Source organism: Micromonospora sp. CPCC 205546, assembly GCF_036902715.1.
In the GTDB taxonomy this organism is placed as follows: Bacteria; Actinomycetota; Actinomycetes; order Mycobacteriales; family Micromonosporaceae; genus Micromonospora.
On sequence record NZ_JBAKHL010000060.1, the window covers coordinates 1 to 14,742 of the forward strand.

At 72.0% G+C, this 14,742-nt stretch carries 12 protein-coding genes; 5 read left to right on the plus strand and 7 right to left on the minus strand.

What is annotated here, in order from left to right; translation table 11 throughout:
- The first annotated feature begins 238 nt into the window (after positions 1 to 238).
- Both V6U77_RS23450 and V6U77_RS23455 read left to right on the plus strand, forming a co-directional pair.
- The gene (locus V6U77_RS23450) at positions 239 to 1,450 is read left to right on the plus strand and encodes a cytochrome P450 (protein WP_334608784.1); all 1,212 of its coding nucleotides are present in this window, start codon (positions 239 to 241) and stop codon (positions 1,448 to 1,450) included.
- Entirely contained in the window at positions 1,447 to 1,791 is a 345-nt protein-coding gene (locus V6U77_RS23455) for an AMP-binding protein (protein WP_334608815.1), read from the plus strand. Before V6U77_RS23450 ends, V6U77_RS23455 begins: the two co-directional genes overlap by 4 nt.
- A gap of 494 nt (positions 1,792 to 2,285) precedes the next feature.
- Here the strand turns inward: V6U77_RS23455 and V6U77_RS23460 are convergent, their stop codons facing one another.
- From V6U77_RS23460 to V6U77_RS23470, 3 genes are read right to left on the minus strand one after another with little or no spacing between them, the layout of a single operon-like run.
- The gene (locus tag V6U77_RS23460; RefSeq protein ID WP_334608785.1) at positions 2,286 to 3,854 is read right to left on the minus strand and encodes a fatty acid--CoA ligase; all 1,569 of its coding nucleotides are present in this window, start codon (positions 3,852 to 3,854) and stop codon (positions 2,286 to 2,288) included.
- 35 nt (positions 3,855 to 3,889) lie between these two features.
- Entirely contained in the window at positions 3,890 to 4,462 is a 573-nt protein-coding gene (locus tag V6U77_RS23465; RefSeq protein ID WP_334608786.1) for an FcoT family thioesterase, read from the minus strand.
- 55 nt (positions 4,463 to 4,517) lie between these two features.
- Positions 4,518 to 5,546, minus strand: a complete 1,029-nt coding sequence (locus V6U77_RS23470) for an AfsR/SARP family transcriptional regulator (RefSeq protein WP_334608787.1) — start codon at positions 5,544 to 5,546, stop codon at positions 4,518 to 4,520.
- Positions 5,547 to 5,836: 290 nt separating this feature from the next.
- Here V6U77_RS23470 and V6U77_RS23475 point away from each other — a divergent pair, with 290 nt between their 5' ends.
- From V6U77_RS23475 to V6U77_RS23485, 3 genes are all read left to right on the plus strand, one after another.
- Positions 5,837 to 8,137 carry a TOMM precursor leader peptide-binding protein gene (locus tag V6U77_RS23475; protein ID WP_334608788.1) on the plus strand — a complete coding sequence of 767 codons (2,301 nt, stop codon included), beginning with the start codon at positions 5,837 to 5,839 and terminating at the stop codon, positions 8,135 to 8,137.
- Positions 8,138 to 8,182: 45 nt separating this feature from the next.
- Positions 8,183 to 9,652, plus strand: coding sequence for a SagB family peptide dehydrogenase (locus V6U77_RS23480; protein WP_334608789.1), 1,470 nt, complete (start codon positions 8,183 to 8,185; stop codon positions 9,650 to 9,652).
- A 136-nt stretch (positions 9,653 to 9,788) separates the two neighbouring features.
- The gene (locus tag V6U77_RS23485) at positions 9,789 to 10,385 is read left to right on the plus strand and encodes a response regulator transcription factor (protein WP_442934490.1); all 597 of its coding nucleotides are present in this window, start codon (positions 9,789 to 9,791) and stop codon (positions 10,383 to 10,385) included.
- Here V6U77_RS23485 and V6U77_RS23490 read toward each other — a convergent pair.
- From V6U77_RS23490 to V6U77_RS23505, 4 genes are all read right to left on the minus strand, one after another.
- Positions 10,281 to 11,480 (minus strand): histidine kinase, encoded by a 1,200-nt coding sequence (locus V6U77_RS23490; RefSeq protein ID WP_334608791.1) that lies wholly within the window; start codon positions 11,478 to 11,480, stop codon positions 10,281 to 10,283. The genes V6U77_RS23485 and V6U77_RS23490 overlap by 105 nt on opposite strands.
- 546 nt (positions 11,481 to 12,026) lie before the next feature.
- Positions 12,027 to 12,602 (minus strand): sigma-70 family RNA polymerase sigma factor, encoded by a 576-nt coding sequence (locus tag V6U77_RS23495; RefSeq protein WP_334608792.1) that lies wholly within the window; start codon positions 12,600 to 12,602, stop codon positions 12,027 to 12,029.
- Positions 12,603 to 12,865: 263 nt separating this feature from the next.
- Positions 12,866 to 13,645 carry an ABC transporter ATP-binding protein gene (locus tag V6U77_RS23500; protein ID WP_334608793.1) on the minus strand — a complete coding sequence of 260 codons (780 nt, stop codon included), beginning with the start codon at positions 13,643 to 13,645 and terminating at the stop codon, positions 12,866 to 12,868.
- Positions 13,642 to 14,742, minus strand: a complete 1,101-nt coding sequence (locus V6U77_RS23505) for a FecCD family ABC transporter permease (protein ID WP_334608794.1) — start codon at positions 14,740 to 14,742, stop codon at positions 13,642 to 13,644. Before V6U77_RS23505 ends, V6U77_RS23500 begins: the two co-directional genes overlap by 4 nt.

A 14,742-nucleotide genomic window follows, 5' to 3' on the forward strand; every position in this document is an offset into this window, starting at 1 on the left:
CGGCCTCGAACCCGGCCGCGACCTCCAACAACTCCAACAACGCATCCTCGAACACGACGCCAAAATCCAGATCCCCGTACTGGCCCACTGATCCATCCCCCACACCAGCCACGATCGCCTCCACGATTACCCGAGGGTGGACCGTCAGCGGGCAACATCATGGACGCGCGCGGTCCGTCACGCCTGACGCACCGGAGGCCGGCGGCGATTCCTGCTCAGCGACCACAGCGAGGACGACATGGCGAACAAGTGCCCGGCACACGGGCATCAGATGCTGATGGACGACGACTACTTCGCGAGCCCGTACGCGGCGTACGAGGTCTACGCGTCGCTGCACGAGAAGGGCACCGTGCACCGGACCTGCCTCGAGGACCACGGTCCCGTGTGGCTGGTGACCGGCCACGCCGAGGTCTACTCCGCGCTGCGCGACCGGCGCCTCGCGCGGCCCCGCGAATACAGCAACGGCGACTTCACCAGCAAGCGCTTCCCGGAGGGCGAGGCGACCGGCACGATCGTCACCCTCGACCCGCCGGAGCACACGCGGCTCAAGAAGATGATCAACTTCACCTTCCTGCCCCGCAACCTGGAGACCTTCCGCCCCCGGGTGCACCAGCTGGTGGAGGCCCGGTTGGACGCGATCGAGGCGGCGGGCGGTGGCGACCTGGTCGAGGATTACGCGGCCATCCTGCCGATCACGATCGTCTGCGACGTGCTCGGCATCCGCGAGGAGTACCGCAAGGACCTGAAGCACTGGGCGGACCTGGTGTTCAGCGGCGACAACGAGACCAACGCGATGGTCCGCACGAAGATGTCGCACTTCATGAACATGGTCCGCGAGGAGAAGACGAAGGAGCCCGGCGAGGACCTCTTCTCCTACTGGATCCACGCCAAGAACGCCGACGGGGAGCCCGAGCTCAACGTCTACCAGGTGATGGCCCTGGCCCTGCTGACGATGCTGGGCGGGTACGACACCACCGCGGGCATGATCGGCCGGGGCGCGCTGGCGCTGCTGGACGACCCGGAGACGCTGGAACGGCTCCGCAAGGACCCGGACCTGTTCGACGTGGCCGTCGAGGAGCTGCTGCGCAAGCACGGCTCCGTGCACCACGGCTTCCGCCGCTTCGCCACGGAGGACATGGAGATCGACGGCACGAAGATCGCCAAGGGCGAGACGGTGCTGCTGCACCTGACCGCGGCGGGCAACGACCCGAAGCGGTTCCCCGAACCGCAGGTGCTCGACATCGACCGCGAGGACAAGGCGCACGTGGCGTTCGGCGGCGGTCCCCACTTCTGCTCGGGCTCGGAACTGGCCCGGATGGAGACGACCATCGCGCTGCGCCAGCTGTTCACCCGTTTCCCGAACATCAAGCTCGCCGCGCCCCGGGAGTCGCTGAGGGTCAGGCGTACGCCGCTGGTGCCCGCACTCGTCTCCCTCCCGGTCACGGTCTGAGCGCTCTACCCACCCCGGCCGGCAGCGCACCCGCAGTCCGGTCCGGGGTTGTTGCGCCGTGCCGCGAACCGGTCCACTCCGGACCGACGTCGACCGGCCCGGCAACGCGGGTCGCGTACGCCGATTCGCGGCGGAGCGTGACCCACGCGGACCTGGCGGCCCGGACGGCCCACCTCGCCGGCCACCTCGCCGATCCCGGCGTGTGGCCGGCGGACCGCGTCGTCGTCCTGCTCGACGGCGTCGCCGCGGTGGAGGCCGTCCTCGCCGTCGTGCGGGCCGGCGGGATCGCCGTGCCGCTCGACCCGGCCCTGGACGACGCCGAGCTGGCCCGGCTGATGTGAACGCCGGCGCCGGCGCGGCCAAGCCGGCACGGGTACGACGAGGACGACCCGGGTGCTGTGGATGCCGCCCGTGCACGCCTGGTTCGGCCAGCTCCCCGCCGCCGCCGACGCGATCGAGCTGCCGCGGCTCCGGCGACCTCGGTCTCGCCAGCAGGCTGCCCGCGGCCGCGCCGCGCCGGCCCTTCGCGGGCGCGATCGCCCCGCCGCTGCCCGCCGGCCACGTGACCACCGAGACGTCCGGCCCGATCGCGGTGAGTTGGCCGGGCGGCGACGCGGAGGAGCCGGTGCCGTCGTGGGCGGCGGCGAGGGACTCGCTCGCAGCGGCCGGCCGGCGACAGACCGCGCCGCCGGCCGGGGGCCGGCGGCGCGACGGAACGGGTGCGCCGCCACGGCGGGCGGTGTCGCGGGTGTGGGCGCGGCGCTTGCTGGCCGCCGCGGGGGGCGCGTGCGCGAGTTCCCCCGGCCACCGGCGCGTCGTCCAGACCGACGGACGGTCAGCTCACCCTGCGCTCGTGCCCCTGCCAGAACCGCTCGCGCAGCTCGCGGCGCAGGATCTTGCCGCTGGGATTGCGGGGCACCCGGTCGATGAACTCGTAGTGCAGGGGCTGTTTGAAGGCGGCGAGCTTGCCGCGCAGGTGCAGGGCCAGGTCGCGCTCGGTGAGCTGCTGGCCCTCGACCGGCACCACGAACGCGTGCACGGCCTCGCCCCAGCGCTCGTCCGGCACCCCCACGACGGCCGACTCGGCGACCAGCGGATGGCGGCCGATGACGTGCTCGACCTCCGCGGGGTAGACGTTCTCCCCCGCCACGATGATCATGTCCTTGATCCGGTCCCGGATGAACAGGTAACCGTCGTCGTCGAGCACGCCGGCGTCCCCGGTCACGACCCAGCCGTCGACGAGCGTCTTCGCCGTGGCCTCCGGCAGGTTCCAGTACTCCACCATCGCCGCCGGGGTACGCAGCCAGACCTCGCCGATCTCGCCGGGCGGCAGCGGGTTCCCCTGCCCGTCGGCGACCTTGACCTCGAAGCCCGGGTAGGGGCGCCCGGCCGCCTGCATCCGGCCGCTGTCCGGCGTGTGGTCGGCCGGGGGCAGGCAGATGGCCGTGTTCCCGGTCTCGGTGAGCCCGTAGATCTGGGCGAACTCGCAGCCGAAGCCCTCGACGCAGCGGGCGAGCAGGGCCGCCGAGATGGGCGCGCCGCCGTAGACCACCTTGCGCAGCGAGGTGAAGTCCTCCCGCGAGACGCCGGGCTCGGCCAGCAGCAGCCGCAGCATCGCGGGCACCAGGCAGGCGGTGGTGACGCGCAGCGTCCTGATCAGCTCGACCGCGCCCGCCGTGGTGAACTCGCGCATCACCACGTTCGTCACGCCCGAGACGAAGCCCTGCGTGGCCCACCACAGGCCGCCGATGTGGAAGCCGGCCATACCGACGAGGCTGACGTCGCCCTCGCGCCAGTCGATCCAGTCCAGCTCCGCCGAGGCGAGCGCCTGGCGTACCGCGAAGAAGCTGCGGTGCGCGAGGACGACGCCCTTCGGTAGCCCGGTCGTGCCGCTGGTGTACATCTGCACCAGCGGCGTGTCGGGGGTGACCCTGGCCAGCACGTTCGCGTCCGGCTGCGCCGACACCCAGGCGGTGAAGCCGGCGCCGGCGGCGCCCGGCTCGTCGAGCCCGACCACCCGCGTCAGCGTCGGCAGTTCCGCCGCCAGCTTCTCGGCGACTGCGGCCGAGTCGGCGTCGACGAAGAGCAGGGCGGCGCCGGAGTCGCGCAGGATGTGCTCGACCTCGCCGGCGGCCAGCCGCCAGTTGATCGGCACCAGCACCACGCCGGTCTTCGCGGCGCCGAAGAGCAGCTCGTAGTAGTGCTCGGACTCGCGGCCCAGATAGGCGATGCGGTCACCCGGACGCAGCCCCGCCGCCTGCAGACCGCGCGCGACCTGGTTGCTGACGCGGTGCAGGGTCGCGTAGTCGACGCGCCGGCCCTCGCAGACCATGGCGACGACGTCCGGCTGCTGGGCGGCGTGCCGGCGCACCACGTCGACGAGCGTGCGCAACTGAACAGTCACCGGTCCTCCTCAGTGGGCGTACGGGTGGCGGCGGCTCACGCCGCGTCGGCCTGGAAACGCATGCCGGGCGGGTTGACCAGCGCCATCCGCACCTCGCCCTCGGCCACGCCGCCCTGGGTGTCCCAGAAGCGCCAGGGCATGTCGATGATCTGGACCGGCTTGCTGCGGTTGCGCTCGCTGAACTCGGCGAAGGCCACCTCGCCGTGGAACGACGACGAGTCGATCGGCCGCCGGAACCTGCTGGTGAAGTTGGCGATGAGCATGTCCGGCAGCTGCTTGGCCCAGTAGTCGTCCATCGTCCACGCGGCCAGCGCGGGCACCGCCCGGTCCTGGACGCACTTGGCGATCAGGTAGTACATGAGCTGGTTGAAGCAGATGTTCACCTCGACCGAGTTGAGGTGACCGGTGTCGTCGATGTAGCACGGGTACGGGATGGCGAACTCGCCCTCCGCGCTCGCCAGCCCGTTGGCGACGGTGACCGTCGCCGACTTCAGGTACTGGGTCTTCGGCCTCGCGTACGGGCGCAGCACGTCCGAAAGCAGTCCCGGGTCGTTGGCAAATGTCGCACGCCCGATCGGCGTGCTGGTCTTCACCGGCGATGTGGTCATTGCTATTCCTCCTTCGCGCACGAGTGCGAAATTGAAGGTAATCGCGGTCGGTCCATCACCCGGTAACAGCGGAAGAACTCAGTCGACGCCCCTGACGGGCCCGGCCGACGAGCCGGTCCAGCAGCATGTCGGAGGTGAGCGACAGGTCGGCGAGCAGCGGGTCGGTCGACAGCAGCGCCAGGTGCAGCGCCTGGATCCGTTCCGAGGGCTCGATGCCGAGTTCGCCCCGCATCCGTCGGCGGAACCGCAGGTAGACCTCCAGCGCGGCTGGCGTACGCCCGGAGCGGTGCAGCGCGAGCATCAGCATCGTGTGCGCCGACTCGTGCAGCGGGTGCTCCACCACCAGCGACGCGAGCTCGGAGGTCGCCTCCCGGTGCCTGCCCAGGCACAGGTCGGCGTCGATCCTGGTGGTGTGCGCGTAGAACCGTCGCTCCTCCAGCCGTGCCGCCTGGGCGCGCAGCTGCGGGCCCCACTGGCCCTGGTGCACGACGTTGCCGCGCCACAGCGCCAGTCCCCGGCGCAGGTGCGCGCCCGCCTGCTCGTAGTCACCCGCGTGCATCGCCGCGGTGCCCGCCGTGACCAGCTCGTCGAACTCGACGATGTCGAGCTGCTTCGGGTCCACCCGCAGCGAGTAGCCACCGGAGCAGGTGAGCAGGACGTCGCGCGCGATGTCCTCGACGGACCCGCCGACCACGCCGCGGAAGAGCTTGCGCACCTTGAACATGTAGGTCTGCAGGGTTGCGTGGGCGGTGCGGGGCGCCCCCGAACTCCACAGCTCCCGCACGAGCACCGACGCGCCCACCGGCTGGTTGACGTTGAACAGCAACGCGGACAGCACCAGCCGCAGCTTCGGCGCGCTCGGCGCGATGTCGGCCCCGTCGTGCCGGATGACGAGCGGGCCGAGCAGCTCGAAGCGCAGTCCCGCGAGCGGGTTCCCCGCCGGGTGCCGCGGCGGCACGACCGGCGGTGGCTCGGGGCGCCGGACCTCCGGTACGGCGTCGGCCGCCGACTCCAGCAGCGCGGCGAGGAGAGTCAGTTTCTCCTCGTGCGACATCGATCCCAGTTCCGCAAACTTGGTAATCATTTTGCCGACCTCGCTATCAGTCGGATCCGCCGCACTTTCCACCGCCGACGAGTGCTGTCGGCGCACGGGTTCCGTGACGGGAGCGACGATTCGACCAGGGGGAGTCAGGACAGGCTTCCACGCTATTCCAAGCCAGGGTCGAGCCGATAGTGACCGCGTCATGGTCGGGCGTGACCAAACGAGGGGCAGCATGTGACGACGGCACTTGCCCGGGGCGTGCCCTGCCGGAAGGCTGGGCTGGAGTGTCGCTGGAGTGTCGCTGGAGCGGCACTGGTCGAGCAGGGGGCAGCATGTCGGACGAGGATGCGCGACTGCGCGTCGGGTTCAAGCGGCACCTGCGGGCCCACGTGGTGCCCGGCGACGCCGTCTACCTGCTGTCCGAGCGCGGGGCCACCTCGGTCAGCGGGACGCACGTCGAGGCCCTGGCCCCCCTGCTCGACGGCACCCGGGGCCTGGCGGAACTCGTCCGGGACAGCCCTGCCGGGATGTCGTCCGCCGAGATCGGCACGGTCGTCCGCCGGCTCGTCGACGCCGGCCTGGTCACGCTGCGGCCCGCGCCGGACGCCGGGGCCGACGAGCCCGCGCTCGCGTACTGGGAGTCGGCGGGACTGGACCCCGCCACCGCCGTACGGGCCGGCGCCACCGCCCGGGTCGACCTCGTCCGCGTCGGCGGCCGTTCCGCGCAGACCGGGGCGGCGGCGGACGCGCTGCGCGCGGCCGGGTTGACGGTGACGCAGGTTCCCGGGAACTTTTCGGCCTCGCCCGCCGACTTGTCGGTTGTGCTCTGTGAGGACTACCTCGACGAAGGGCTGGCTGCCGTCGACGCCGCGCACCGCGCCGCGCGTCGGCCCTGGCTCCTCGCGAAGCCCGGCGGCGCACAGGTGTGGGTGGGGCCGGTGTTCGAGCCGGCCGCCGCGACGGGCTGCTGGCACTGCCTGGCGCACCGGCTGCGCGGCCACCGTCAGGCCGAGACCCGCCTGCGCGCCATCGGTCCCGACACGGAGATCGGCACGCCACCGGTGTCGCTGCCCCCGCTCGGTGCCGCCGCCCTGCACCTGGTGGCGCTGGAGGCCGTCAAGTGGACGGCCGGGCTGCGGCACGAGGGACAACGGGCGGTGTGGACGTTGGACAGCGTGACCCTGCGCGGCGCCCACCACGAGGTCCGGGCCCGGCCGCAGTGCCCCGGGTGCGGCGACCCCGGCATCGAGCGCGACCGGGCGTTCCGACCGGTGCCGCTGCGCAGCCGGCCGAAGGCGTCCCGTTCCGGGGGCAGCCACCGGGCCCTGCCGCCGGAGCGGGTGCTGCACGACTACGGGCACCTGGTGAGCCCGGTCAGCGGGGTGGTCAAGGAGATCACCCGCGACGGGCGCGGCCCTGCCTTCTTCAACTCCTTCCGCTCCGGCCCGAACCTCGCGCTGACCACCCGCAGGAACGCCGAGCAGATGCGCTTCGCGCTGCGTGCCGAGAACGGCGGCAAGGGCGTCACCGCCCTGCACGCCGAGGTGAGCGCGCTGTGCGAGGCCGTCGAGCGGCACAGCGCCTACTTCCACGGCGACGAGGCCATGGTCACCGGCAGCTACGCCGAGCTGGCCGACTCCGCCGTCCACCCCGACGACTGCCTGCTGTTCGACGAGCGGCAGTACGCCGACCGGGCCCGCTGGAACGCCACCTGCTCGCCGTTCCAGTACGTGTGCGCGCCGTTCGACGAGCAGGCGGTCACGAGCTGGACCCCGGTGTGGTCGCTCACGGGCCAGCGGCACCGCCTGCTGCCCACCTCGATGCTCTACTTCAACGTGCCGGCACAGCACGGCGGCACGACGCTGTGCGCCGACTCGAACGGCAACGCCGCGGGCAGCAGCCTGGAGGACGCGTTGCTCCAGGGCCTGCTGGAGGTGGTGGAACGCGACGCGGTGGCGCTCTGGTGGTACAACCGCACGCAGGCCCCCGCGGTGGACCTGGACAGCTTCCGCGACCGCTGGATCGACGAGCTGCGGGAGGTCTACGCGGGCCTGCACCGCGAGGTCTGGGTCCTCGACGTGTCGTCGGACGTCGGCATCCCCACCATGGCCGCGCTGTCCCGACGCACCGACAAGCGCTGCGAGGACATCATGTTCGGCTTCGGCACCCATCCGGACCCCCGGGCGGCGCTGGTCCGCGCGCTGACGGAGATGAACCAGCTCATGCCGACCGTGGCGGAGGTCGGCACCGACGACGACAGGTACGGCTGGTCCGATCCCGACGCCGTACGGTGGTGGCGAACCGCCACCTGGGCCGGGGACGCCTACCTGCGGCCCGATCCGGGGGTGCCGGCACGTGGTCTCACCGACTACCACCACACCCCGACCGACGACCTGCTGTCCGACGTCCGCTCGGTGCAACACAGGCTGGAGGCGCTGGGGCTCGACGTGCTCGTGCTCGACCAGACCCGCCCGGACGTCGGGCTCCCGGTGGTGAAGGCCATCGTGCCGGGGATGCGGGGCTTCTGGGCGAGGTTCGCGCCGGGCAGGCTGTTCGACGTCCCGGTGCGGCTCGGCAGGCTCGACCGTCCCACGGAGTACGAGAAACTCAACCCGATACCACTTTTCGTGTAGAACGGGCGCACGCGGCGTCACCGCCACGCCCGTCGAGGAGCCAGGTTGCCATCCGACGCCGACACGTCCCGCCCCGGCCCGAGCCTGTCGCTGTGGTCCTTCCGGGACGACGTGACCATCGAGACGGCCGAGGACGGCACTCTGACGATCCTCTCCCGCTGGGGGGACGTCCCGGTGGGCCGGCCCACGCCCGCGGTCGAGGAGGTCCTGCACCGGATGACCTACGGGCCGGTCGCGCTCGGCAACGTCGCCGGGCTGGACGCGCCCGTCCTGCGGGCGGTCTTCGACCGGCTGCCCGGCCGGGTGGTCCGCTCGCTCGGCTCGCGGGACTCGCCGGTGCCGTTGCTGTCCGTCCAGCCGGTGTCCCCGCTGGGGGTGCTGGAGCTGCCGGAGGTGGCCGAGGACCGGTCCGTCAGGCTGTCCCGGTTCGCGTTCGCGCACCAGCGCGACGGCGAGCTGGTGATCGAGTCCCCGCTGTCGCACCACCGGGTGGTGCTGCACCGGCCGCAGGCGGCGCTGGTGCTCGGCGGGCTGCCCCGCGCGACGAGCATCGCCGAGGTGGGCCGCAAGGTCGGGCTGGCGCCGCCGGTGGTGGCCGACGTCGTCACCTACCTGGTCGGCGCCGGCATGGTCGTCGTCGGTGAGGCCGGCACGTCGGGGTTCCCCGAGGACACCGACCCGACGCTGCGGACGTGGTCGCCGTACGACCTGCTGTTCCACTCGCGCAGCAGGCTCGGCACGCACGACGAGCCCGCCGGGGCGACGTTCCGGCACGTGGCGACCGTGCCGCCGCCGCCCGCCGTGAAGCCGGCGCCCGCCGGGCCCCGGATCCCGATGTACCGGCCCCCGGTCCCGGTCCCGCACGGCATGACCCTCACCGAGGCCGTCGACCGGCGCCGCTCCACCCACACCTTCGCCGAGGCGGCGCCGTCCACCCGGGATCTCGGGGAGCTGCTGTTCCACGCGGCGCGGATCCGGATGCAGACGGTGGCCACGGCGCCCGACAACGTGCGGTACACGGTGACGCGGCGTCCGTACCCCAGCGCGGGTTCGCTGTACGAGCTGGAGTTGTACCTGACCGTGGACCGCTCCCCCGACCTCCGGCGCGGGATCTACCACTACAGCCCGGCCGACCACGCGCTGACCCTCGTCAACGCCAGCCCGGCCGACGTCGACGAGCTGCTCGACAACGCCCGGGTCTCCGTCGGCGGCCGACGGCCCCCACCGGTGCTGATCACCATGACGGCGCGGGCGGGCCGGCTGTCCTGGGTGTACGAGAGCATCGCCTACGCCACGACCCTGAAGCACGTCGGCATGCTCCAGCAGACGCTCTGCCTCGTCGCCACGATGCTCGGGCTCGCCACGTGCGCGCTCACCATGGGCGACGCCCGGGTTTCCGCCTCGGCGTTCGGGCTCGACTGGCCGGCGGAGGTCGGCGTCGGCGAATTCGCCATCGGACTACCCGAAAACGACATTTCCTGTAACGAGGAGTACTTAGGCGTACACGGAATGTAAATCGACCGAAACCTGCGGCAAATGGCTTGGCGTCACTTCGCGTACGGCTGCCAAAAGAGCATTCAAGACCTGTGCGGGCGCGTGATAGAACGGGGTTAATTGCGCCGGCCCGACAGGGGATGCCACGTTGATCAAGGTGTTGTTGGCCGAGGACATGCACATGGTCCGGGATGCGCTGGTCGCGTTGCTCAACCTGGAGCCCGACATCGAGGTCGTGGCCGCGGTCGCCTCGGGCACGGAGATCCTGCCCATGGCGCAGCGGTTCCGCCCCGACGTCGCCGTGATCGACATCGACCTGCCGGGCAAGGACGGGCTCTCCGCGATCGCCGACATCCAGGCCCACCTGCCGCAGATCCGCACCCTGGTCCTGACCGCGCTGGGCCGGCCGGGCACCCTGCGGCGGGCGTTGACCGCCAAGGCGACCGGCTTCCTGCTGAAGGACGCCCCGACCGAGCAGCTCGTCGACGCCATCCGCAGCGTCGCCGCCGGCCGCCGGGTCGTCGACAGCCAGCTCGCGATGGCCGCCTGGGACAGCGCGGAGTGCCCGCTCACGGCGCGCGAGACCGAGGTCCTCCGCCTCACGGCGGAAGGTCTCCAGGCCGTCGACATCGCGGCGCAGATGTTCCTGTCAGTCGGTACCGTCCGCAACTACCTGACCACGATCGTCAACAAGCTCGCCGCGCGCAACCGCGTCGACGCCATCCGGGTCGCCCGGGAGGCCGGCTGGCTGTGACCGGGTCGCCCCGTGCCGCTGCAGCCGCAACGGCACCTCGGCGCGGAGGCGGAACAGCTCGGGCTGCTGCTCGACCGTCAGCGAACCGCCGATCTCCTGCGCGCGTGCGGCCAGGTTGCGCAGGCCGTTGCGGCCACTGCCCGGGTCCCGGGGCGGCCCGACGGCCAGGTCGTCGTTCACGATCTCGATCCAGGCGTCGTCCTGGGTCTGGCGGATGGTGATGTCGCAGCGCTTGGCCTTGCTGTGCCGCAGGATGTTGGTCACCCCCTCCCGCAGCACCGTGGCGAGCACCGTGCTCACCTGGACCGGCAGGTCGAGGTGGTCACTGTCCAGCCGCGCCTGGATGTCGGCGGCGGACAGCACGGACACCGCGGAGCGGCACTCCTCCTCCAGCGACAGTTCGCGGTAGCCGCTGGCGACGGTGCGCGCGTCGGAGAGAGCGACCCGCGATATCTCCAGGATCTCCAACAGATGGTCGCTCGCCTCCTGCGGGGACTTCTCCATCAGCCGGTGCACGAGCTCGATCTTCAACGAGATCGCGGACAGGCTGTAGCCGAGCAGGTCGTGCAGATCGCGGGCGAACCGCAGCCGCTCCCGCAGCACCGCCATGCGGGCGATCTCCGCGCGGCTCTCCTGCACCTCGACGACGAGGGCGGTCAGCCGGGAGAGCCCGTACACCACGAGTCCCGTCGTGACCGTGGAGATCGAGGTGTAGAGCATGTCGATCGGCGCCTGGGTGAAGAGCCACTGGGCGACGGCCATGGAGGCGACGATGAGGCTGAAGGCCAGCCACGCCGTGACCGTGCGCAGCACGAGCAGGACGCTGCCGGCCAGGAAACCCGGCATGCCGACCCATGCCTGGCCGAACGCGAGGATGGGCAGGTAGACCAGCGCCGCCTGGGTCGCGAGGACGCCGTAGCCGAGCGGCGTGCGCAGCCGGCCGTTGTCCCGGCCGTACCACAGCAGCTGCATCGCCATCAGGGCCGCGATGCACGTGAACGACAGCGCGATGGCGACCGGACCGACCGGCAGGAACATGACGTGGAGGAAGCCGATGAGGCTGATGCTTGCGAAGACGGCGGCGACGACGCCCATCGCGAGCCGGGGCGCCGGCAGCGGCGCGGCCCCTCGCGATGCTGAGCGCCCTGGTGTGACGGAGAGGTTCACGGCAGCAGCGCTCTCGTGTGTTCTAGCGCAGCCGGCGTACGCCCAGCGGCCAACCTGCCCCGCACCCGGTCCGGCCGGCCCCCCGCCGGCCGCGATGCCCGGTAACGGGCGTCGGTCCAACAACCACGACACACTCTCCCCACTGGTCGACCCGACGGTGGGAATGGTCCTCGTCGGCCGCGCGAAACCTCGTGCGGCCGTCCGGACGCCGACGGGGCGCCGCAGCCCACGGAGTTATTACGCAACGCAAACGTTTTTGAACAGATTCCCGACCGTGAATTGCGACGTGTCCTAGGGACACCTTCCCCCTTGAGGGACGACCTTTCCACATAAAAATGACGGTCGTCAAGCCGCATACTGCTGGCCGCTGCGGCGCGAAAGGGTCCTAGTCGATGCTAGGGAACATTTGCCACCGTCACGTCATATCCTCTAGTAGGGACATTTGACGCGGGGCATCGGGGCGTGCCGGTCAACCTACCCGGGGAGCGCCGGACGCGGCCGCGGGGCCGGCGCCAGCACCGACACGAGGTCGCGGCGGGCCCGGGCGACGCGGGAGCGGATCGTGCCGACGGGGCAGCCGCAGAACTCGGCCGCCTCCGCGTAGCCGAGCCCGATCACCTGGGTGAGCACGAACGCGGCGCGGCGGCCGGCGGGCAGCGTACGCACCGCGAGGTTGAGCGCGACGGTGTCGTCCAGGCCGGGTAGGTGGTGTCCCCCGGAGCGCTCCACCGTGGCCTGCCAGTCGTGGACGGACACGGTCCGGGGCCGGCTCGCGGCGGCGCGGAAGTGGTCGGCGGCCACATGTCGCGCGATGGCCAGCAGCCAGGCCCGCGCGTGGTGGCGCCCGGTGAACAGGTGCGCCCCGCCCAGCGCGCGCACGAACGTCTCCTGGGTCAGGTCCTCGGCGTCGGCGTACCCCACCAGGTAGACCAGGAAGCGCCAGACGTCACGCTGCGTGTTGCGGATGAACGGGTCCGCCGCGGAGCGGTCGCCCCGTCCGACGGCCAGGGCCAGGGCCGTGACCGCGCTTTCTCCCAGTGACTCCGACATGGATCGACGGTAGCCGCGCGAAGTGCGGGAATGAACGGCTTCCAGTGGCGGTCCAGCCGGCCTCATCGCCGAGGACCAGAATTCGGTGGAACCGGGCGACCGGCGTGCCGCGCGTGCCGGCCGCACCTCGGGACACACGCACGTGAGGCGCACGGCGCGTCGAGGCGCACGCACGTGTGGCGCGTACGCCGAGACGCGTACCCGTCGAGGCGCCGCCCGGCCGGTCCGGCCGGGCGGCGGGCAGCTCCGCCTCATCCCCCGGGTCAGCCGGTCCTGGCCAGCGGCCGGGCACCGTAGGTGACCCGGACGACGCCGTCGTCGTGGCGTTCCGTCTCGGCGGTGACCCCGAAGACCCCGGACAGCACCTGGGGCGTGAGGGCCTCCAGCACCGGCCCCGACGCGACCACCTCCCCGCGGTCCAGCACGACGAGGCGGTCGCAGCTGCGTACGGCGAGGTCCAGGTCGTGCAGCACCGCCAGCGTGGTGACGGCCAGGGTGTGCACCAGCTCCAACAGCTCGAACCGGGCCCGGATGTCCAGGTGGTTGGTCGGCTCGTCGAGCACGAGGAGCTGCGGCTGCTGGGCCAGCGCCCGGGCGAGCAGCACCCGCTGCCGCTCGCCGCCGGACAGCGAGCCGTAGATGCGGTCCGCGTGCCCCAGCATGCCGGTGCGCTCCAGCGCGTCGACGACGATGTCGTGGTCGTCGGCCGTCTCGCGGTCGAAGACCCCCTTGTGCGGCGTCCGCCCCAGCGCGGCGACCTCCCGCACGGTCAGGCCCGGCGGGGTGGGGCTGTTCTGCAACACGGCGGCGGTCCGCCGCGCGGCCGCCCGCGCCGACAGGGACCAGACGTCCTCGTCGCCGAGCAGCACCTGCCCGCCGGCGGGCCGGACCGAGCGGTAGATGGTCCGCAGGAGCGTGGACTTGCCGCTGCCGTTGGGGCCGATCAGGCCGACGACCTCGCCGGGCGCGACCTCCATGCTGACGTCGCGGAGGATCGGCGTGGCGCCGATGGAGACGCACACCTGCTGCACCTGAAGCTTCATGAGTGGGACAGGCTCCTATCCCGGCGCATCAGCCAGATGAAGAACGGTGCGCCGAAGAGGGCGGTCAGGATGTTGAGCGGCAGTTCGTTCGGCGGGTCGACCGTCCGGCACAGCAGGTCGACGATCACGAGGTAGACGGCGCCGACGAGGGCCGCGAGGGGCAGCACCCGGCGATGGTCCACGCCGAACGCGAGCCGAACCAGGTGGGGCACCATCAGCCCGACGAAGCCGATGCCACCGGCCACGGCGATCAGCACGCCCGCGAGCAGCGACGTCAGGACGATCGACACGATCCGCAGTCGCTTGACGTCGATCCCGAGGGCGGTCGCCGACTCGTCGCCGGTGACGAGCGCGTTGAACTGCCGGGCGTACAGGGTCAGCAGCAGGGTCACCGCGAGGACGACCACGCCCGCGACCTGCAGTTGCTCCCAGCGGGCGCCCGCGACGCTGCCGAGCAGCCAGAACATGATCTGGCGCATGTTGTTGGGCGTCGTCTGCAACTGCAGCAGGCTCGTGAGCGAGGTGAACACGTAGCTGATCGCGACCCCCGCGAGCACGAGCCGGACCGGATTCAACCGGCCGTTCTGCTGCCCGAGGGTGAAGACCAGCGCCACCGCCAGCATCGCGCCGACGAACGCCGCGCCCGACACGCCGAGTCCGCCGGCCGCGCCGGCGCCCAGCGCCATCACGGTGACGGCGCCGACCGAGCCGCCCGCGGACACCCCGAGGATGAACGGGTCGGCGAGCGGGTTGGCCACGAGGGCCTGCAGCACGACGCCCGCGACCGCGAGCCCGGCACCGCACAGCGCGGCCAGCAGCACCCGTGGGATCCGGAAGGTCCAGACGATCTGGTCGTGGGCCGGGTCCACGGCGGGGGTCGACCCGGTCAGGTGCGCCCAGACGATCCGGCCGGTGTCCCCGATGGAGACCGGCACCGAGCCGACGGCCGCCGCGACGAGCACCAGGACGACCAGCAGTACGCCGAGCACGAGCAGGCACAGCGGGAGGGGCGCGCCGTGCAGTGGGGCCGGCCGGGTGGCGGTGGGCTTCGACGCGGCCACCACCCGACCCTTCGTGGAACGCGACAGGGTGGTCAT